Below are 19,191 nucleotides of genomic sequence, written 5' to 3' on the forward strand. Positions count from 1 at the left end.
GAACACCGCGCCCATATATCTGCCCTGATCGCCATTCCGGCGCCGCTTGGCCTGCGCGGTCTGCTGCTTCTTAGTCGCCTCTGAGCGTGCCTTCGGCGCGACCGCTCAGGGGTGAACCAGCGTCGGAGTTTCAGAAGCACCAAGGATACCAATGACATGACCGATACTTCAAAACGCGACCGCGTCGTGATTTTCGACACCACCCTGCGCGACGGCGAACAATCCCCCGGCGCCACCATGACCCATGCGGAAAAGCTCGAAATTGCCGAACTGCTGGATGATATGGGCGTCGATGTGATCGAAGCGGGCTTTCCCATCGCGTCAGAGGGCGATTTCAATGCCGTCAGCGAGATTGCGAAACGCAGCAAAAATGCGGTGATCTGCGGCTTGGCCCGCGCCAATTTCAAAGACATCGACCGCTGCTGGGAGGCAGTGAAACACGCCGCACAGCCACGCATTCACACCTTTATCGGCACTTCGCCCCTGCACCGCGCCATCCCCAATCTGGATCAGGATCAGATGGCCGAACGCATCCACGACACGGTGACCCACGCGCGCAACCTGTGCGACAATATCCAATGGTCGCCCATGGATGCAACGCGCACCGAGATGGATTACCTGAAACGCACCGTGGAAATCGCGATCAAGGCCGGGGCGAAAACGATCAACATTCCCGACACCGTTGGCTATACCGCGCCGGTGGAATCCGCCGATCTGATCCGCATGCTGATCGCCGAGGTGCCGGGCGCCGACGAGGTGATATTCGCCACCCATTGCCACAACGATCTGGGCATGGCGACGGCCAATTCACTGGCCGCCGTGGCCGGTGGCGCACGCCAGATTGAATGCACAATCAACGGCTTGGGCGAACGGGCAGGCAATACCGCCCTGGAAGAGGTGGTCATGGCCCTGAAGGTGCGCCACGACATCATGCCTTGGCAAACCGGCATCGACACGACCAAACTGATGCATATTTCGCGCCGGGTGGCGACGGTTTCGGGCTTTCCGGTGCAATATAACAAGGCGATCGCCGGCAAAAATGCCTTTGCCCACGAATCGGGCATCCATCAGGATGGCATGCTGAAAAACGCCGAAACCTTTGAAATCATGCGCCCCTCCGATGTGGGCCTGAAGGAAACTAATCTGGTTCTGGGCAAACATTCGGGCCGCGCTGCCCTGCGCGCCAAACTCAAGGAACTGGGGTTCGATCTGGCCGATAACCAGTTGAACGACGTGTTTGTGCGGTTCAAGGATTTGGCGGATCGCAAGAAAGAGGTCTATGAAGAGGATCTGGAGGCGCTGATGCGCGATCAGTCCCAGGGCGGCGGCGAGCGGGTGACGATCAAATCCCTGCGCGTGATCTGTGGCACCGAAGGGCCACAAACCGCCGAACTGACCCTGAGCGTCGATGGCGCTGATCAACAGGTCACCGCCACGGGCGACGGCCCGGTTGATGCGACATTCAAGGCGATCAAACAACTGGTCAGCCACGACGCCCGGTTGCAGCTTTATCAGGTCCATGCCGTGACCGAAGGCACCGACGCACAGGCCACCGTCACCGTCCGTATGGAAGAAAACGGTCGGATCGTGACGGGCGAATCCGCCGACACCGACACCGTTCTGGCCAGCGCCAAGGCCTATGTGGCGGCGTTGAACCGGCTGCTGATCCGACGTGAAATGGCCGGGCCGGATGCCGATGTAAAGGGCGTCAGCTATAAGGACGCGGGCTGAGTCCCGGGCGCGGGGCCGCCATTTCAGCGGCCCCGCACCCATGCCACGCACCATCAAACGGATGAACCCGAGGATTATCCCGGTGATTTTCAGGTTATTTTCGCACCGCCAGAAATTTCACTTTTGGAACATTATCGTGAATTTTTCAAAGCCTGCTCCAGCTAAAATTTCACTTATTCAACAATCTTGCAGTTTTTAACGCCCGCCGCGACCACCCGTCGCGCGGGAATGCGCCGAATTCTCTGGCGCGGGGCCTTTCGCTGTTGAGCGCCCCCGCCTATAACGCGGCCTCGTCTGCGCACCGGGTGGAGTCGCGGACCCGACATCATAATTGGGGGCTGCCTGCCAATGGGAAGTTTTAGCGGTCTGTTTTCGTCTGACATGGCCATTGATCTGGGAACGGCGAATACGCTGGTCTATGTCAAGGGCAAGGGTATCGTTCTGAACGAACCTTCGGTTGTCGCCTATCACCTGAAAGATGGGCGCAAACAGGTTCTGGCCGTGGGCGAAGATGCCAAACTGATGCTGGGGCGCACCCCCGGCAGCATTCAGGCCATCCGCCCCATGCGCGAGGGCGTGATCGCCGATTTCGACGTGGCCGAAGAGATGATCAAGCACTTCATCCGCAAGGTGCATCGCCACACCACATTCAGCAAACCCAAGATCATCGTCTGTGTTCCCCATGGCGCGACACCGGTGGAAAAACGCGCGATCCGTCAGTCGGTCATCAGCGCGGGGGCGCGCAAGGCCGGCCTCATCGCCGAACCGATCGCCGCCGCCATCGGCGCGGGGATGCCGATCACCGACCCGACGGGCAACATGGTTGTCGACATAGGCGGCGGTACAACCGAAGTGGCCGTGCTGTCCCTGGGTGACATCGTCTATGCGCGCTCCGTGCGCGTGGGCGGCGACCGGATGGACGAAGCGATCATCAGCTATCTGCGCCGTCAGCAAAACCTGTTGATCGGGGAATCCACGGCCGAGCGGATCAAGACCACCATCGGCACCTCGCGGATGCCCGACGACGGGCGCGGCGCGGCGCTGCAAATTCGCGGGCGCGACCTGCTGAACGGTGTGCCAAAGGAAACCGAAATCAATCAGGCACAAGTGGCCGAGGCCCTGGCCGAACCGGTGCAGCAGATCTGCGAGGCGGTGATGATCGCCCTTGAGGCGACCCCCGATCTGGCCGCCGACATCGTGGACCGCGGCGTGATGCTGACCGGCGGTGGCGCCTTGTTGGGCGATCTCGACCTGGCCCTGCGCGAACAGACCGGGCTGGCCGTTTCGGTGGCCGACGAATCGCTCAATTGCGTGGCGCTTGGCACCGGAAAGGCGCTGGAATATGAAAAACAACTGCGCCACGTGATCGACTACGACAGCTAAGCGGGGCCATGAATGGCACGCGACCGAGGCACCAGCGAACACTATACCCGCACCATCCGCCGCATTCTGGTGGGTGGGATCGTGGTGTTGTGCCTTGCGATTTTCCTGTTCTGGCGCATCGATAGCCCCCGCGCCGAACGAATGCGCGCCCAGATCATTGATCGCGTCGTGCCATCCTTTTCATGGGCGCTGGTGCCGGTCACCAAACTGGCCGGGATGGTCGAAGATTTTCAAAGCTACAGCCGCATCTATGAACAGAATCAGGAGTTGCGCCGCGAATTGCAACAGATGAAGGCGTGGAAAGAGGCCGCCCTGCAACTGGAGCAGGAAAACGCCAAGCTGCTGGATCTGAACAAGGTGCGCCTTGATCCGTCCCTGACCTTTATCACCGGCGTCGTGCTGGCCGACAGCGGCAGCCCGTTCCGCCAGTCGGTGCTGTTGAACGTGGGCGCCCGCGACGGCATTCAGAACGGCTGGGCCACCACCGATGGTCTGGGGCTTGTCGGGCGGGTTTCGGGCGTGGGCGAAAGCAGCGCGCGGGTGATTCTGCTGAACGACACCAACAGCCGCATTCCCGTTACGATTCAGCCGTCGGGCCAGCGCAGCATTCTGGCCGGCGACAACAGCCCCCTGCCCCTGCTGGATTTCCTTGAGGCCCCCGAGGCCGTTCGCCCGGGCGACCGGGTGATCAGTTCGGGCGATGGCGGCGTGTTTCCCGCAGGTCTTCTGGTGGGACAGGTCGCCCTCGGGGTTGACCGGCAATTGCGCGTGCGCCTTGCCGCCGATTACGAACGGTTGGAGTTTCTGCGGGTGCTGCGCAGCCACACCGGCGAAACCATCACCGACCCGGGCGCGCTTGTGACCCCGGACCGGCCCGCCGCCCCCGAGGTCAACCGAGATGGTTGATTCCCTGTCCCGCAGGCAATGGGCATTCCGTGCCCTGTTCGTGGCGCTGGCCGTCGCCGTCGTCTTTGTCGAAATCCTGCCCTTCCGCATTGGCGATGCGCGGGTGCCGGGGCCTGACATCCTGACGTTGCTGGCCTTTGCCTGGGTGATGCGGCGGCCCGATTATGTGCCGATTCTGCTGGTGGCGCTGGTGATTCTCGTGACCGACATTTTGTTCATGCGGCCCCTTGGCCTCTGGACGGCTTTGGTGGTGATGGGGCTGGAATTTCTGCGCGCCCGGCAACCGTTTTCCAAGGATCTGCCGTTTCTGGTGGAATGGCTGTTGGTGGCGGGTACACTGCTGGTGATGACGCTCACAAATGCGTTGGTTCTCGCGATTTTTCTGGTGGACCAGCCGGTTCTTTCGTTAACCTTCCTGCAAATGATTGTTTCGATCCTGTCCTATCCGGTGCTGGTGGCCCTGTCGCGTTACGTGATCGGGATACGCAAGGTTACACCGGGCGAGGCTGACGCAATGGGGCGCCGCGCATGAGACGTTCGCCCAAAGACACCGAGGCCAGCACTCGCAAAATCACCCGCCGCGGGCTTGTCCTGGGCGGGCTGCAAATGGGTATTCTGGGGGTTCTGGGCTGGCGGATGCACCAGATGCAGGTCGATCAGGCCGATGAATTTCGCCTTCTGGCCGAAGAAAACCGCATAAACATGCGCCTGATCGCCCCGGCGCGCGGATTGATCGTTGACCGCAGTGGCGTGCCGCTGGCCGAAAACACCCAGAATTACCGGATCGTCATCGTGCGCGAGGATGCGGGCGATGTGGATATGGTGATCGAGCGGTTGCGCCACCTGATTTACCTCGACCCCGAAGAACTCGAACGGTCCCTGCGCGAAATGAAGCGCCGCTCGCCGTTTGTGCCGGTCACGCTGACCGATCAGCGATCATGGGAAGACATCGCCACGGTCGCCGTCAACGCCCCGGCCCTGCCCGGCATCACCCCCGATGTGGGGCTGACCCGGCATTATCCGTTGGGTCAGGATTTTGCCCATATCGTCGGCTATGTCGGCCCGGTCAGCGATTACGATCTGAACCGGATCGAAGACGACGATCCGCTGTTGCAGATCCCGAAATTCCAGATCGGCAAGACCGGCGTTGAAAACAAATACGAACGGTCCCTGCGCGGCAAGGCCGGAAGCAAGCGGATCGAGGTCAACGCCGCCGGACGGGTGATGCGAGAGCTGAGCCGTGACACCGGCACCCCGGGGGCCAATCTGCAACTGACCGTCAACAATATGCTGCAAAACTTTGTCGAAGCGCGACTGTCCCTGGGGTTAAGCGCCTCGGCGGTGGTGATGGATGCGCGCTCTGGCGATCTTTTGGCGGTGGGCAGCGCCCCGACGTTTGACCCGAACAAATTCGTGCGCGGCATTTCCGTAAAGGATTACGCCGCACTGACGGAAAATCCCTATCGCCCCCTGGCCAACAAGGCGGTGCAGGGCGCCTATCCGCCCGGTTCGACCTTCAAGATGATGGTTTCCATGGCCGCCCTGGATCTCGGGGGAAATCGGCCCCGAAGATACCGTTTACTGCCCCGGATACACAGAACTGGGAAACCGGCGGTTTCACTGCTGGAAACGCGGCGGTCACGGGTATGTCGATCTTGAGAAAAGTCTCCAGCAATCCTGCGACGTCTATTATTACGAGATGGCCCAGCGGGTGGGGGTCGACAAGATCGCCGAAACCGCCCGGCGTTTCGGGTTTGGCGAAAAGTTCGACATTCCCATGTCTGCCGTCACTGGCGGAATCATGCCCGACAAGGCCTGGAAACGCGAACGGTATGGCAAGGATTGGCTGATCGGCGATTCCCTGAACGCCTCGATCGGGCAGGGCTATGTTCTGGCGTCGCCGCTGCAATTGGCGGTCATGACCGCACGTCTGGCCAGCGGCACCTCGATCGCGCCCCGGCTGATCAAATCCATTGATGGCGTGGAAACCCCCATCGTTGGCGCCGAACCCCTGGGATTTAACGAAAATCACCTGCGTCTGGCCCGCAAAGGCATGTTCGCCGTGTCCAACACCCGGCGCGGCACCGGATTTTCCGCCCGTATCGACGATAACGGGCGCCGCATGGCGGGCAAATCCGGCACCAGTCAGGTACGCAACATCACCGCCGCCGAACGCGCCCGTGGCGTGACCAGCAACGCCGATCTGCCGTGGGACCGGCGCGATCACGCGCTGTTCGTCTGCTTTGCCCCCTTTGATGATCCACAAATCGCAGTTTCGGTTGTGGTCGAACATGGCAGCGGCGGATCAGCTGTCGCCGCGCCGATTGCACGCGACATTCTGCTTTATGCGCTTCATGGCGAAATGCCGCCGCTTTCGTCCTATCCCGCCAGTCAGCGCGGCCGCGTTCGCGAATTGCTCAGCGGGCTGCCCGTGCGCAGCAGCGCCCCCACTCCGGGCAGCGACCGCGCATGAGCTATCTTGAATATAACGTCAAAACCGTTCCCACGGGCCTGTCGAAGATTCTGCATCTGAACTGGCCGCTGATCCTGTTGCTCACGGCGGTGGCATCGGTCGGGTTCGTGATGCTTTATTCCGTCGCGGGCGGATCACTCATGCCGTGGGCGGAACCGCAGATGAAACGCTTTGGCTTTGGCATGGGGCTGATGCTGATTATCGCGATGGTGCCGATCTGGTTCTGGCGCAACATGGCCGGGCTTGCCTATGGCCTGTCGGTGCTGCTGTTGCTGTTCGTTGAACTTTTCGGCACCACCGGCATGGGCGCGCAGCGCTGGATTGATCTGGGAGTAGTGCGCTTTCAGCCCAGCGAATTGACCAAGATCACGCTGGTGATGATGCTTGCCGCCTATTACGACTGGCTTGATATTCGCAAGACATCGCACCCCCTGTGGGTGGCGGTTCCGTTGCTTTTGATCCTTGTGCCGACGGCTTTGGTGCTGCGCCAGCCCGATCTTGGCACGGCCCTGCTGCTGGTTATCGGCGGTGGCGCGATCATGTTTCTCGCCGGGGTCAGTTGGTGGTATTTTGCAGTGGTCGTGGGAATGGGCGTTGGCCTCATCTCGGCGGTGTTTACATCACGCGGGACGGATTGGCAGTTGCTGAAGGATTACCAATATCGCCGGATCGACACCTTCCTTGATCCCTCAAGCGACCCGCTTGGCGCCGGATATCACATCACCCAATCAAAAATTGCCCTCGGATCAGGCGGCTGGACGGGGCGTGGTTTCATGCAGGGCACCCAGTCGCGGCTGAATTTCCTTCCCGAAAAACACACCGATTTCATTTTCACCACCCTGGCCGAAGAATTCGGCTTTATCGGTGCTATTTCGCTGTTGGTCCTGTATGCGCTGATCATCGTGTTCTGCTTTTCCTCGGCGATGAACAACAAGGACCGCTTTGGTTCCCTTCTGACCCTTGGCGTCGGGGTGACGTTCTTTTTGTTCTTTGCCGTCAACATGTCGATGGTCATGGGGTTGGCGCCGGTCGTGGGCGTGCCTTTGCCCATGGTAAGTTATGGAGGATCAGCCATGCTGGTGCTGCTCGTGGCCTTCGGGCTGACCCAATCCGCCCATGTCCACAGGCCGCGTGGACGATGATCAATGTTTTGTTTTCGGCCCGTGCCGAAGGCTGGTCCGACTATCAGGCGCCCCTGAACGCCGCTTTTGCCAAGGCCGGGCTGAACGTCGCCCTGTCGCGCGATCATGCGCCCGAGGTGGTGGATTACATCATCTTTGCCCCCAGCGGCCCGGTGAAAGATTTCACCCCCTTCACCCGCTGCAAGGCGGTGCTTGGCCTTTGGGCCGGGGTTGAAACTGTGGTGGGCAATGCGACGCTGACACAACCCTTGGCGCGCATGGCGGATTCTGCATTGCGCGAGGGCATGGTGGAATGGGTCACCGGCCATGTGCTGCGCCATCATCTGGGCATGGATGCACAAATCACCGGGCAGAATGGCCGCTGGGCCCCGGTCACGCCGCCCCTTGCCCGTGATCGGCGTGTTTCCATCCTGGGGATTGGCACCTTGGGCGCGGCCTGTGCCGAGGCATTGCGGGCGCTGAATTTCGATGTGGCCGGGTGGAGCAGACGGCGCAAGACCCTTGAGGGTGTGGCCTGTTTTCATGGCCCGGACGGGTTGCACGATATTCTGCGGCGCAGTGATATTCTGGTGCTGCTGCTGCCCCAGACGCCCGAGACCGAAAACATGCTGAACGCTGAAACCCTTGCACTTATGCCCCAGGGTGCCTTTGTGATAAACCCGGGCCGTGGGCCGCTGATCGACGATGACGCGCTGCTTGCGGCGTTGAACACCGGGCAGATCGCCCATGCCACGCTTGACGTGTTCCGCACCGAACCTCTGCCCGCCGATCACCCGTTCTGGCACCATCCCGGCGTGACCGTCACCCCGCATATCGCCAGCACCACGCGCCCCGGCTCTGCCGCGCACCTGATTGCGGAAAACATTTCGCGTTGTGAAAACGGCGCGCCCCTTCTCAACCTCGTGGATCGCGCCGCCGGATACTGAGATTATTTTTCGCGGTTGCCGTAGGTTTCGAACAATTTGCCCTGAAACATGAAAAAGGCAAACATTGCTGCGGTCAGGCCAAAGGTTTTGAAATTCACCCAGGCGTCGGTGGACATGGTGCGCCAGATCACTTCGTTCGCAATGGCAAGGCCAAAGAAAAACAGGGTGAAACGGCGGGTCAGGATCATCCAGCCTTCGTCTTTCAGCGGAATCATATCCTCCATCACCACCCGCAGGTAAGATTGCCCGCGCAACAGCCCCACGCCAAGGATCGATCCGAAGATCAGGTAAATCAGCGTCGGTTTCATCTTGAAGAACCGCTCATCGTTGAACCAGACGGTCAGCCCGCCAAAGACCACGACCAGAACCAGCGTCAAAAGCTGCATCTTGCTCAGCTTGCCGGTGAGGCGCCAAAGCAGAAACGTGCTGAACGCCATCAACGGGATGAACGCGGCCGTCACCACGATAAAGCCCGAATATTCGGTGCCGCCGATGGTGAACACCCGGTCGCGCAGCATCACATAGCCGATAAAAAACAACACGACCGGCCCCAGCTCCAGCGCGGTCTTAAGCCATGGTGGAATTGATTTTTCCTGCATCATTGTCTCCCGTCAGCCTCCCATTTCAACTATCACAGCGCCCGCTGCGATCAATGCCATCAGTATCATGCGCCGTGGCCCGACCGTTTCGCCCAGCACAAGCCAGCCAATCAGCGCCGCGAACACGGTTGATGTTTCGCGCAGCACCGCCGCCTCGCCCACCTTGTCCAGCCGGGTGGCCATCATCACCGACCCAAAGCTGCCAAAGGCGATGATTGCCCCGATTGCCCCACGCCACAGCAACGGGCGCAAGGCCGGGCGCAGCGCCATACGGCGATACCGCACCAGCCCGATAACCGGGAAATCAACGGCGGTGATCACGAAAAACCACGCCAGAAAGGTGAATGGATCAGGCGTGGCGCGGATGCCGAACGCATCATAGGTGGTATAGATCGCCACCATTCCCCCGGTGCCAAGGGCGAACCAAAGCGCCGGTACCAGCGTATCGCGCTGCACGTCGATAAAGATCAGGTTATACACCGCCAACCCGAATATCCCGGTCAGCAAAACCGCAACCCCGGCCCATTGCATCGGGGCGAATGTTTCGCCGAAAATCAACCATGCACCAATGACCGTGAACAGCGGCCCGGTGCCGCGCACCACGGGATAAACCACGGTAAACGCCCCCCGGGAATATGCCAGCGCCATCCCCATCTTATAGGTAAAGTGAATGCCCAAAGCCCCGAGCAACAAAAGCCATTGGCCCCCTTCCGGCCATGGCACAACAAACAGGGCAATCGGCAGGGCAAAGATGAAAATGAACGAATCAATCACCCCCCGGGTCAGCCAGGGATCATGCACCCCCTTTTGCAGCGCGCCGAAAATCGCATGCAGAATCGCCGCCGTCAGGGCAAGGATCAGCGCCAGTTGATGCCCCTGCGCCGTCCCTTCAAGAGACATCAACCAATCGCTCATGGGTGAAACCCCCTGACGGTCTGGCGCGTTGAAAGCAAAATGACCGGCAAGCGGGGGCGCATGTTTGACAATATTCTGAACGATCTCAGCGGTACATTCACCGTGGTTCCGGTGGATGTCGCCACGCTTCGGCTGGTGGTGGCGGTGATTCTGGGTGGGGCCATCGGATATGAACGCGAACTGCGCTCAAAGGCGGCCGGCTTGCGCACCCATATCCTGATCGCCATGGCCGCCTGTCTGTTCGTCATCATTTCCCAAAGCATCGGCAGCCTGCCCTTTGGCGCCGACGCCGATCTGCGCGTCGATCCCCTGCGCCTGATCGAGGCGGTAACCGCCGGTGTCGCCTTTTTGGCGGCGGGCGCGATTTTCACCCAAGGGGCCAAGGTGCATAATCTGACCACCGGCGCGGGCATGTGGCTGGCCGGGGCAATCGGGCTGGCCTGCGGCGCCGGACAGGTGCCGTTGGCGGCCATTGCCACGGTGATCTGTGTCACCGTTCTCTGGGCGCTGCGACAGCTCGAAACCTGAGCGTGCATCGCTCAGACCGCGCTGCCGGTCAGGGCCAGGGCAAATTCCTCGGGGTCAAAGGGTGACAGATCGTCGATCTGTTCGCCCACACCAATGGCATGGATCGGCAGGCCGAACCGATCAGCCAGCGCCACCAGAACGCCACCCCGCGCCGTGCCGTCCAACTTGGTCATCACCAGCCCGCTGACATCGGCAAGCTTCTGAAATATCTCAACCTGTTGCAGCGCGTTCTGACCCGTCGTCGCATCCAGCACCAACAGGGTGTTATGGGGCGCGGTCGGGTCTTTCTTGCGGATCACACGCACGATCTTGCTCAGTTCCTCCATCAGATCGGCACGGTTGTGCAACCGCCCCGCCGTGTCGATCAACAACAGATCCGCACCCGATGCCTCGGCCTTGGTCATCGCATCAAAGGCCAGACTGGCCGGGTCCGACCCTTCGGGCGCGGTCAGCACCGGCACGCCCGCCCGTTCGCCCCAGACCTGCAATTGCTCGACCGCCGCGGCGCGAAACGTATCGCCCGCCGCGATCACCACCGATTTACCGGCGGCGCGGAATTGCGACGCCAGCTTGCCGATCGCCGTGGTCTTGCCCGACCCGTTCACCCCCACCACCAGAACAACCTGCGGACGGTTGGGATAAAGCGGCATGGGCCGCGCCACCGGTTCCATGATCCGGGCGATTTCCTGGGCCATCAGCGCGCGGATTTCACCCGATGACATGCGTTTGCCAAACCGCCCCTCGGCCATGTTGGCCGTCACCCGGGTGGCGGTCTGCACGCCCATGTCGGCAGTGATCAACAGATCCTCCAATTGTTCCAACATGTCATCATCCAGCGCCCGGCGCGCCACGTCCTCGTCGCTCCCCCGCCCTGTGATCCGGTTCATCAGGCCCGGCTTGACCTGCGCAGCGGGCGCCGGGGCCGATGGCTCAGCCGCAGGTTCAGGCTCATCACCAACAATGGCATCCACCCCCTCCTCCAGCCTGGAGGAACTCTTGAACAACTTGCTTTTCAGCTTGTTGAAAAATGACATGTCAGCCCCTTCAAAATCCTTGCCTTCCAGTTAGGCCAGTTAGGGCCCGGATGGAAGGGCGGGGGTTTGTATCGCCCGGCGCGGCGACGTATATCTGCCCCATGGTTGATGACACGCTCTTGCCCGTTTTGCGCGCCGCACTGGCCGCCACCCCCGCGCGGGTGCAGCGGGTGGACCATCGCGGACAGGTGATCTGGCTCAAACGGCCCGAAACATTGGGGCCACTGCGCCGGTTGCAAAAGGGGATTCCGCCAAGGCGTTCGAGGCCGAACGCGCCGCCCTGCACGAATGGGCGCGACAGGGCGCACCTGCCCCCCGCATCCTCGCCGAAGGCCCCGATTTCTTCGCCATGGCCGATAGCGGCCAGCCGCTCAACACATTGCTCATAAAGGGGAACGGCGATCTTCACCCGTTCCGCGCCGCAGGGCGCGCGCTTGCCAACCTGCATCAAAGCGGCCTCAGCCACGGGCGCCCCTCGCTCAAGGATATCTGCTGGAACGAGGCGGCAATCACCTTTCTCGATCTCGAACGCTACGCCCCCCACCGCAATACGCCCGACGGCCACGCCAAGGATCTGGTGATGTTCGTGTTCAACGGCCTGACTGTGGGGCGCGGCATGACGCCGGAAATGGCCGCGGCTATCGAAACCTATCGCGCCAATGATCCCGGCGGTATCTGGCCCCGCGCCCGCACCTGGTGCCACCGGATGCGCTGGGTGAATTGGGCAACCAAACCGATCCAAATGCGCGGCCCTGGAAAAGCAAAAGAATTCAAAGCGATACCGATCACCCTTGCCACCTTCGCCGCCCCCTGACCCCGGCACACCAACGGATCAGCCGGGCGCCAACCGGAAAAATCGAATGCGCCGCAGGCGCGCCTTTGGATCACACCTCGTCGGGGAAATGCCGGATGGTCAGGCGGATCGGATTCGGCGCCGCCTGTCCCAGGCCGCAGATTGATGCGTCGGCCATGGTGTCGCACAACTCCTCCAACAGCCCCACATCCCAGGTCTCGGCCTGCATCAACTTGACGGCCTTTTCACAGCCCACCCGGCAAGGCGTACATTGCCCACAGCTCTCATCCTCGAAAAACCGCAGCATGTTCAGCGCCGCATCCCGCACCTTGTCCTGATCCGACAGAACCACCACAGCGGCCGAGCCGATAAACGTCCCCAAAGGTTGCAACGTGTCGAAATCCAGCGGCACATCAGCCACACTTGCAGGCAGGATGCCCGAAGACGGCCCGCCCGGCTGATAGGCCTTGAACACATGCCCCCCGGCCATGCCCCCCGCCGCCTCGATGATATCCAGAATCGTCGCCCCCGCCGCAAGCAGGTAAACCCCCGGCTGTGCCACGCGCCCAGATACAGAAAAACTGCGCAGCCCCTTGCGCCCGTTCTTTTCCACCGACGACAGAATCTCAGGCCCCTCGCGACAGACCCGCGCGACCCAATGCAGGGTTTCGATGTTATGTACCAGCGTCGGACGGTCAAACAGCCCGACCTGCGCCACATAGGGCGGGCGGTGACGCGGCATTCCTCGTTTGCCTTCAATGCTTTCGATCATGGCGCTCTCCTCACCACAGATATAGGCCCCCGCCCCCCGGCGCAGATCGATATACCCGGGTTTTACGATCCCCGCGCCCTCCAGCGCCGCGATTTCACGGCGCAGAATCTCGAGCACCGCCGGATATTCATCGCGCATATAGATGAAACAGGTTTCCGCCTCGACGGCCCAGGCGGCGATCAGCATCCCCTCCAGAAACAGATGCGGCGTACGCTCCAGGTAAAACCGGTCCTTGAAGGTTCCCGGCTCGCCCTCATCGCCGTTCACCGCCAGATATCTTGGCCCGGCATTGGCCCGCACAAAGCCCCATTTCTTGCCCGACGGAAACCCGGCACCGCCCAACCCGCGCAGCCCCGATTGCGCGATCCTCTCCTGCACCTCCTGCCAATCGCCATTCTCGCGCAATGTGGCAAAAGTGCTATATCCGCCGTCGAAAACATAGGCATCCAACGCCTGATAGTCGGGAATGTGACAGTGGGTATCGCCCGCCGCAATCGCGGCCAGCGCCTTTTCCGGGGTCGCATGGTCAATATGATTGTGGCCGATTTCCAAAACCGGCGCCGTATCGCAGCGCCCCATACAGGGCGCACGCAGCACCCGCACCTGTCCCGGATCAACGCCCCCTTCCAGCGCCGATTTCAACGCCTGCGCCCCGGCCAATTCGCAAGACAGTGAATCGCAAACGCGGATCGTCAGGACAGGCGGCGGCGCCTCTCCCTCTTTCACCACATCGAAATGGGCATAAAAGCTCGCAACTTCATAGACCTCAGCCATGGACAGGCGCATTTCCTCGGCCAAGGCGCGCAGATGCGGCGCCGAAAGGCACCCCTCGGCATCCTGGATCAGGTGCAGATGTTCGATCAACAGATCACGGCGCCGGGGCCGTTCCCCCAAAAGATCGCGCACCCGCGCGTGGGCGCTGTCGTCAATCTGCCGTCCCTTGGGGGTTTTGCGCCCCCGCCCCTTGCCTGATTTCCAAACTCCCTTGCGTTCATCCAGTGCCATCTCACGTCCTGCCCTTGTCAATTCTTCCGCAGCCTACCCCTCGGGCGTATCTGCGCCCACGCCAAATGCGACACCCGGCGCGCCCAACAAGGCATCATTCGGCCTGGTGTGTCGCCAATCGGAAACAAGCGCGCCCAACTTGCGCCATCTTGTTCACTGATTATTCGGAAAATTCCTGTTAGGATGACAGCCATGATGATTGGGTCGCACCGCCTTTTTGCCATCGCAACCTTGTTGCCTGCCCTGCCTTTGCTGCTGGGCACCTGGCTGGGCGGGCCTGCGCTCTGGCTGGGGTTGATCTGCATGACGGTGCTGGTGGCTGTGCTGGATCGACTGGTGGCCCATGACCCCGACGATTCCGCTGAATTCCCGGCGGGCGACACCCTGTCCCTGGTTCTGGCGGGGGCGCATGTTCTTCTTTTATTTTCCGCCATTTATGCCCTTGGCCGGGGTGGCATGCTCTCGCCTCTCGAACATATCGGTGTGTTTTTCGGGGTTGGCCTGTGGCTGGGCCAGATCAGCAATTCCAACGCTCACGAACTGATTCATCGCAGTGACCGGCGGCTGTTTCGGGTGGGGAAATGGCTCTATATCTCGCTGCTGTTTGGCCACCACACCTCGGCACATCCCAAGGTGCACCACCGCTTTGTCGGCTCTCTCGACGATCCGAACACCGCACAACTGGGCGAATCGTTTTATGCCTTTGCCGCCCGCGCCTGGCCCGCAGGGTTTGTCGCCGGGCGCGATATGGAAACCGCGCTGATTGCCCGGCGCGGGCTGCGCCTTGGCATATTGCGCCACCCTTATGTGGTTTATATCCTTGGCGGAATCGGCTTTGCCGGGCTGGCTTTGGTGATTGGCGGGCTGGTCGGCCTGTTGTGGTATCTCGCGCTTGCGGGGTTTGCGCAGGCACAACTGCTGTTATCCGACTATGTGCAACACTATGGCCTGGTGCGGCACCGGACCGATCCGTCCCGGTTGGAACCGGTGGGACCGCATCACAGCTGGAACGCGCCCCATCGCTATTCCGGGGCAATGATGTTGAACGCACCGCGCCATTCCGACCATCACGCCCATCCCTCCAAACCCTTTGCAACGTTGGAACTCGGGGATGTGCCGATGCTGCCGCGCTCGCTTCCGGTGATGGCGACCATTGCCCTTTATCCACCGGCCTGGCATCGGATCATGGACAAACGCGCGAAAAAATGGCGCCACCCGCCCCAGAGCACCGCCGCCTGACAAAGAAGTGAGCGGCCATCCCCCCTTTACGACCTGCACCCGCTTTTCCCCCACCGCGAGCCTGTGGCAAGGTTGGCCGATGAAATACCTGCTCTCTCTCGTCGTGATGGCGCTCTGCGCCACTCAGGCCACCGCGCAGACCCCTATGTCTGGTGCCGAATTCGACGCCTATACGCAGGGCAAGACGCTCTATTTCAATTCGGGCGGCGTGTCTTACGGGGTTGAGAAATATCTGCCGGGGCAAAAGGTGCGCTGGTCCTTCATGGATGGCGAATGCAAGGACGGCGAATGGTATACGTCCGGGCCGCAGATCTGTTTTGAATACGAAGACGGCACCGGCCCGCAATGCTGGACGTTTTACAAGGGAAACAGCGGGTTACGCGCCGTATTTCAAGGCGACGATCCCGCCAGTGAACTTTACGAAGCGCGCCAGGGCGATAAACCCATGGTCTGTCTCGGCCCCAAGATCGGCGTCTGATGACGATTGGCGGGTTGCGCAGGTGCGCCGCGCCCCGCACTCTGGTGCCATCCCAGCGGAGGCTCCCATGACACTTGCAGGCAAACATGCGTTGGTCACCGGCGGGGGCAGCGGAATCGGGCTGGCCATTGCCCGGGCCCTTGCCGCGGCGGGTGCCGAGGTCACGATCACCGGGCGCCGCCCGGCGCCATTGGAGGCCGCAGCCGCCACGCGCGGCCTGCACCCCGCCGTGGCCGATGTCACCGACGAAGCCGCGCTGAGCACCGCCATGGAACAGGCCGTCGCGGCGCGGGGACCGCTGTCGATCTGCGTGGCGAATGCCGGCATCGCCGAGGGCCGCGCGCTGCATAAAACCGACATGGATTTTTGGCGCCGGATCATGGCCACCAACCTTGATGGCGCCTTCCTGACCATCCGCGCCGCGCTCGGCTCCATGCGGGGGCAGGAATGGGGCCGGGTGATCGCCGTGTCATCGGTCGCCGGGATCAAGGGGTTAAAGGGCGCAACGGCCTATACCGCGTCAAAACATGGGGTTATCGGGCTGATCCGGGGCTTGGCCACCGATTACGCGGGGGGCCGATCACGTTCAACGCCCTCTGCCCCGGCTATGTGGACACCGACATCGTCACCCGCAACGCCGCAACCATCGCCACCCACGCAGGCATCAGTGCCACGGATGCCACGACGTTGATGACCGAAACCAACCCCCACAAACGACTGGTCACATGTGATGAAGTGGCCGCCGCTGCCCTCTGGCTTTGCGGGCCGGGATCCGGCAGTGTAAATGGACAGGCCATCGAAATTTCAGGTGGCCAGATCTGAAAGGACCCCCATGACCGATTTTGCCGCCACCAAGGCGATGTTCCACCTGCCCGAAGGCATGATTTATCTTGACGGCAATTCGCTCGGACCGCTGCCTTTGGCGGCGCCCGACCGGGTGGCACAGATGATGACCGCCGAGTGGGGCAAGCTGTTGATTACCGGGTGGAACAAGGCCGGCTGGATGGCCGCCCCCAGCGCGATGGGGGATCGCATCGCCCGGCTGATCGGCGCGCCTGCGGGCAGTGTGGTGCTGGGCGACACCCTGTCGATCAAGGTGTTTCAGGCCCTTGCCGCCGCCCTGGCCCTGCGCCCTGATCGCCGGGTGGTGGTCAGCGACAGCGGCAACTTTCCGACCGATCTGTATATGGCGAACGGGCTGATCCGGGCGCTGGACAAGCAACACGAACTGCGCACCCCGGCCCCCGAGGATGTGGCGGGCGCGATAGACGAAAGCGTCGCGGTGCTGATGCTGACCCATGTGGATTATCGCACCGGACGGATGCACGACATGGCCGATCTGACCGCCCGCGCCCATGCAGCGGGCGCGCTGGTGATCTGGGATCTGGCCCATTCGGCGGGGGCAATGCCACTGGATCTGGCCGGGTGCAACGCCGATTTTGCCATCGGTTGCACCTATAAATATCTCAACTCTGGCCCCGGCGGCCCGGCCTTTATTCATGTGGCCCCCCGCCACGCCGATGCGATTGATCCGGCGCTTTCGGGCTGGCTGGGCCATGATGCGCCCTTTGCGTTTGATCCTGATTACCGCCCCGGCCCGGGGATTGAACGGATGCGCGTGGGCACCCCGCCGGTGATCCAACTGGCGGCGCTGGATGCGGCGCTCGACATCTGGGACCGCGTGGATATGGCTGAATTGCGGGCGCGCTCGATCGAGTTGAGCGAGCAATTCATCGCCGGGGTCGAGGCGCGCTGCCCCGATCTGACCCTGGCATCACCGCGCGATGCCACCACCCGGGGCAGTCAGGTGTCGTTCCGCCATCCCGAAGGATACGCCATCATGCAAGCGTTGATTGCGCGCGGCGTGATCGGTGATTTCCGTGCGCCTGACATTCTGCGATTCGGTTTCACCCCGCTTTATATCGACAACAGCGATGTGGACGCCGCCATCGCCCACCTGGCCGAAGTGATGGAGCGCGCCCTGTGGGACAGGCCCGAATACAAGGTGCGCGCAGCGGTCACATGATTTTGCGCGCCTTTGCACCCGGTGATGCACAGGGCTGTTTCGATCTGTTCCGTTTGGCGATTCTCGAAGGGGCCGGGCCGCTTTATAACGCGCAACAGCGGGCGGCATGGGCCGGCACCGGGCCGATGGATGTGGCCTGGCGCAACAGGCTGGCCGCGATGCACACCACCTTGGCCGAAAAGGACGGGGCAATTACCGGGTTCATGTCTTTGCGCGCGGATGGGTATCTTGATCTGGCCTTTGTCCACCCCGATGCCCGGCGCACGGGGGTGGCAAAGCGGCTTTTGGATCGGACGCTCGCCCATGCCACCGCACAAAACATGCACCGTTTGACCACTGACGCCAGCCATCTGGCGCGGCGGTTTTTCCTGAAACATGGCTGGCAGGAAGACGCGGCCCAAACCGTGGAACGCCATGGGGTGACATTGGAAAATTTCCGAATGTCCCGGCTGTTATGACACCCGCGACATGGCAGGCGTGCGTTTGCCCGCCGCCCAGCGTTCTGCCGCCGCGCCAAATGCCTGAAACAGCGGGCGCGACACTGGGTCATTCGCCGCATTCCATTCGGGGTGCCATTGCACCGACAGGGCAAAACCGGGCGCCCCTTCGATAAAAATCGCCTCGGGGGTGGAATCGGGGGCGCGCCCGTCGATGACGATCTGCGCGCCGGGGGTGCGAATGCCCTGCCCGTGCAGCGTGTTCGTCATCACCGTTTCCGCCCCCATCAGCCGGTGAAACACGCCCCCGGGGGTGAAAGTGACACTGTGGCGCAGGGCGAACTTTTCTTCGATGGTGCCGTCTGGGGGCATCCGGTGGTTGGTGCGCCCCGGCAGATCGCGGATTTCGGGGTCAAGGGTGCCGCCCATGGCGACGTTTACTTCTTGGAAACCCCGGCAAATGCCCAGAAACGGCTGGCCACATTCCACGCAGGCCCGCACCAGCGGCAGGGTGATGGCATCGCGCGCACGGTCAAAGGCGCCGTGGGCCTCGGTTTCGGCCTCGCCATATTCGGCAGGGTGAACATTGGGCCGCCCCCGGTAAAAAGAAACCCATCACAGGCCGCCATCAGATCGGGCACCGACACCAGGCGCGGATCGGCCGGAATGATCAGGGGCAGCGCATCCGCGACATCGGCGATCGCTTCAGAGTTCATCAGCCCCCCGGCAGTGACGCGATATTGATCGTTCAAAAGGTTCTGATTGCCGATGATCCCAACAATGGGGCGTGCCATGCTGTCTGGT

At 61.9% G+C, this 19,191-nt stretch carries 16 protein-coding genes and 3 pseudogenes; 14 read left to right on the forward strand and 5 right to left on the reverse strand.

Annotation, left to right across the window (positions count from 1 at the left end; all coding sequences use genetic code 11):
- The first annotated feature begins 156 nt into the window (after window positions 1-156).
- From AC0L7P_RS15835 to AC0L7P_RS15865, 7 genes and pseudogenes are all read left to right on the forward strand, one after another.
- On the forward strand, window positions 157-1,731 hold the full coding sequence (locus tag AC0L7P_RS15835; protein ID WP_473433598.1) for a 2-isopropylmalate synthase: 1,575 nt from the start codon (window positions 157-159) through the stop codon (window positions 1,729-1,731).
- 348 nt (window positions 1,732-2,079) lie between these two features.
- A complete protein-coding gene (locus tag AC0L7P_RS15840; RefSeq protein WP_473433599.1) occupies window positions 2,080-3,114 on the forward strand; it encodes a rod shape-determining protein in 1,035 nt (344 codons plus the stop codon).
- A gap of 12 nt (window positions 3,115-3,126) precedes the next feature.
- Entirely contained in the window at window positions 3,127-4,020 is an 894-nt protein-coding gene (gene mreC / locus AC0L7P_RS15845; RefSeq protein WP_473433600.1) for a rod shape-determining protein MreC, read from the forward strand.
- Window positions 4,013-4,552, forward strand: a complete 540-nt coding sequence (locus AC0L7P_RS15850; protein WP_473433601.1) for a rod shape-determining protein MreD — start codon at window positions 4,013-4,015, stop codon at window positions 4,550-4,552. The genes mreC and AC0L7P_RS15850 overlap by 8 nt, the downstream gene beginning before the upstream one ends.
- Window positions 4,549-6,493, forward strand: a pseudogene (mrdA, locus tag AC0L7P_RS15855) (penicillin-binding protein 2). The gene AC0L7P_RS15850 and the pseudogene mrdA overlap by 4 nt, the downstream one beginning before the upstream one ends.
- Window positions 6,490-7,635 (forward strand): rod shape-determining protein RodA, encoded by a 1,146-nt coding sequence (gene rodA / locus AC0L7P_RS15860; RefSeq protein ID WP_473433602.1) that lies wholly within the window; start codon window positions 6,490-6,492, stop codon window positions 7,633-7,635. The pseudogene mrdA and the gene rodA overlap by 4 nt, the downstream one beginning before the upstream one ends.
- On the forward strand, window positions 7,632-8,561 hold the full coding sequence (locus AC0L7P_RS15865; protein WP_473433603.1) for a 2-hydroxyacid dehydrogenase: 930 nt from the start codon (window positions 7,632-7,634) through the stop codon (window positions 8,559-8,561). Before rodA ends, AC0L7P_RS15865 begins: the two co-directional genes overlap by 4 nt.
- Before the next feature lie 2 nt (window positions 8,562-8,563).
- Here the strand turns inward: AC0L7P_RS15865 and AC0L7P_RS15870 are convergent, their stop codons facing one another.
- Both AC0L7P_RS15870 and AC0L7P_RS15875 read right to left on the reverse strand, forming a co-directional pair.
- Window positions 8,564-9,160 (reverse strand): inner membrane-spanning protein YciB, encoded by a 597-nt coding sequence (locus AC0L7P_RS15870; RefSeq protein ID WP_473433604.1) that lies wholly within the window; start codon window positions 9,158-9,160, stop codon window positions 8,564-8,566.
- 12 nt (window positions 9,161-9,172) lie between these two features.
- Complete coding sequence (locus AC0L7P_RS15875; protein ID WP_473433605.1) at window positions 9,173-10,075, reverse strand: EamA family transporter; 903 nt, start codon at window positions 10,073-10,075, stop codon at window positions 9,173-9,175.
- A gap of 60 nt (window positions 10,076-10,135) precedes the next feature.
- Between AC0L7P_RS15875 and AC0L7P_RS15880 the strand changes: the two genes are divergently transcribed.
- On the forward strand, window positions 10,136-10,603 hold the full coding sequence (locus AC0L7P_RS15880; RefSeq protein WP_473433606.1) for an MgtC/SapB family protein: 468 nt from the start codon (window positions 10,136-10,138) through the stop codon (window positions 10,601-10,603).
- 11 nt (window positions 10,604-10,614) lie between these two features.
- Here AC0L7P_RS15880 and ftsY read toward each other — a convergent pair whose 3' ends face one another.
- A complete protein-coding gene (gene ftsY / locus AC0L7P_RS15885) occupies window positions 10,615-11,637 on the reverse strand; it encodes a signal recognition particle-docking protein FtsY (RefSeq protein WP_473433607.1) in 1,023 nt (340 codons plus the stop codon).
- A gap of 349 nt (window positions 11,638-11,986) precedes the next feature.
- Between ftsY and AC0L7P_RS15890 the strand changes: the two genes are divergently transcribed.
- Entirely contained in the window at window positions 11,987-12,451 is a 465-nt protein-coding gene (locus AC0L7P_RS15890) for a BUD32 family EKC/KEOPS complex subunit (RefSeq protein WP_473433608.1), read from the forward strand.
- Window positions 12,452-12,521: 70 nt separating this feature from the next.
- Here the strand turns inward: AC0L7P_RS15890 and AC0L7P_RS15895 are convergent, their stop codons facing one another.
- A complete protein-coding gene (locus AC0L7P_RS15895) occupies window positions 12,522-14,207 on the reverse strand; it encodes an NAD(P)H-dependent oxidoreductase subunit E (RefSeq protein ID WP_473433609.1) in 1,686 nt (561 codons plus the stop codon).
- 192 nt (window positions 14,208-14,399) lie between these two features.
- Between AC0L7P_RS15895 and AC0L7P_RS15900 the strand changes: the two genes are divergently transcribed.
- The 5 genes and pseudogenes from AC0L7P_RS15900 (at window position 14,400) to AC0L7P_RS15920 (ending at window position 18,408) form a co-directional block, all read left to right on the forward strand.
- Window positions 14,400-15,446: an alkane 1-monooxygenase gene (locus tag AC0L7P_RS15900; RefSeq protein ID WP_473433610.1), complete on the forward strand. Its 1,047-nt coding sequence runs from the start codon at window positions 14,400-14,402 to the stop codon at window positions 15,444-15,446.
- A gap of 79 nt (window positions 15,447-15,525) precedes the next feature.
- A complete protein-coding gene (locus AC0L7P_RS15905; RefSeq protein WP_473433611.1) occupies window positions 15,526-15,924 on the forward strand; it encodes a hypothetical protein in 399 nt (132 codons plus the stop codon).
- A 67-nt stretch (window positions 15,925-15,991) separates the two neighbouring features.
- Window positions 15,992-16,746 (forward strand): annotated as a pseudogene (locus AC0L7P_RS15910) (SDR family NAD(P)-dependent oxidoreductase).
- A gap of 10 nt (window positions 16,747-16,756) precedes the next feature.
- The gene (gene kynU, locus AC0L7P_RS15915) at window positions 16,757-17,950 is read left to right on the forward strand and encodes a kynureninase (protein ID WP_473433612.1); all 1,194 of its coding nucleotides are present in this window, start codon (window positions 16,757-16,759) and stop codon (window positions 17,948-17,950) included.
- Window positions 17,947-18,408, forward strand: a complete 462-nt coding sequence (locus AC0L7P_RS15920; protein ID WP_473433613.1) for a GNAT family N-acetyltransferase — start codon at window positions 17,947-17,949, stop codon at window positions 18,406-18,408. The genes kynU and AC0L7P_RS15920 overlap by 4 nt, the downstream gene beginning before the upstream one ends.
- On the opposite strand, the pseudogene AC0L7P_RS15925 reads toward AC0L7P_RS15920, so the two are convergent.
- Window positions 18,403-19,181 (reverse strand): annotated as a pseudogene (locus tag AC0L7P_RS15925) (gamma-glutamyl-gamma-aminobutyrate hydrolase family protein). The gene AC0L7P_RS15920 and the pseudogene AC0L7P_RS15925 sit on opposite strands and share 6 nt — an antisense overlap.
- Window positions 19,182-19,191 lie beyond the last annotated feature (10 nt).

The organism is Oceaniglobus sp. K40-3 (assembly GCF_055808395.1).

Coding starts and splice junctions, on each gene's coding strand:
- AC0L7P_RS15890 (WP_473433608.1), top strand. CDS start 11,987: ATGGCCGATAGCGGCCAGCCGCTCAACACATTGCTCATAAAGGGGAAC.
- AC0L7P_RS15865 (WP_473433603.1), top strand. CDS start 7,632: ATGATCAATGTTTTGTTTTCGGCCCGTGCCGAAGGCTGGTCCGACTAT.
- AC0L7P_RS15905 (WP_473433611.1), top strand. CDS start 15,526: ATGAAATACCTGCTCTCTCTCGTCGTGATGGCGCTCTGCGCCACTCAG.
- AC0L7P_RS15840 (WP_473433599.1), top strand. CDS start 2,080: ATGGGAAGTTTTAGCGGTCTGTTTTCGTCTGACATGGCCATTGATCTG.
- ftsY (WP_473433607.1), bottom strand. CDS start 11,637: ATGTCATTTTTCAACAAGCTGAAAAGCAAGTTGTTCAAGAGTTCCTCC.
- AC0L7P_RS15870 (WP_473433604.1), bottom strand. CDS start 9,160: ATGCAGGAAAAATCAATTCCACCATGGCTTAAGACCGCGCTGGAGCTG.
- AC0L7P_RS15850 (WP_473433601.1), top strand. CDS start 4,013: ATGGTTGATTCCCTGTCCCGCAGGCAATGGGCATTCCGTGCCCTGTTC.
- mreC (WP_473433600.1), top strand. CDS start 3,127: ATGGCACGCGACCGAGGCACCAGCGAACACTATACCCGCACCATCCGC.
- AC0L7P_RS15835 (WP_473433598.1), top strand. CDS start 157: ATGACCGATACTTCAAAACGCGACCGCGTCGTGATTTTCGACACCACC.
- rodA (WP_473433602.1), top strand. CDS start 6,490: ATGAGCTATCTTGAATATAACGTCAAAACCGTTCCCACGGGCCTGTCG.
- kynU (WP_473433612.1), top strand. CDS start 16,757: ATGACCGATTTTGCCGCCACCAAGGCGATGTTCCACCTGCCCGAAGGC.
- AC0L7P_RS15875 (WP_473433605.1), bottom strand. CDS start 10,075: ATGAGCGATTGGTTGATGTCTCTTGAAGGGACGGCGCAGGGGCATCAA.
- AC0L7P_RS15880 (WP_473433606.1), top strand. CDS start 10,136: ATGTTTGACAATATTCTGAACGATCTCAGCGGTACATTCACCGTGGTT.
- AC0L7P_RS15895 (WP_473433609.1), bottom strand. CDS start 14,207: ATGGCACTGGATGAACGCAAGGGAGTTTGGAAATCAGGCAAGGGGCGG.
- AC0L7P_RS15920 (WP_473433613.1), top strand. CDS start 17,947: ATGATTTTGCGCGCCTTTGCACCCGGTGATGCACAGGGCTGTTTCGAT.
- AC0L7P_RS15900 (WP_473433610.1), top strand. CDS start 14,400: ATGATGATTGGGTCGCACCGCCTTTTTGCCATCGCAACCTTGTTGCCT.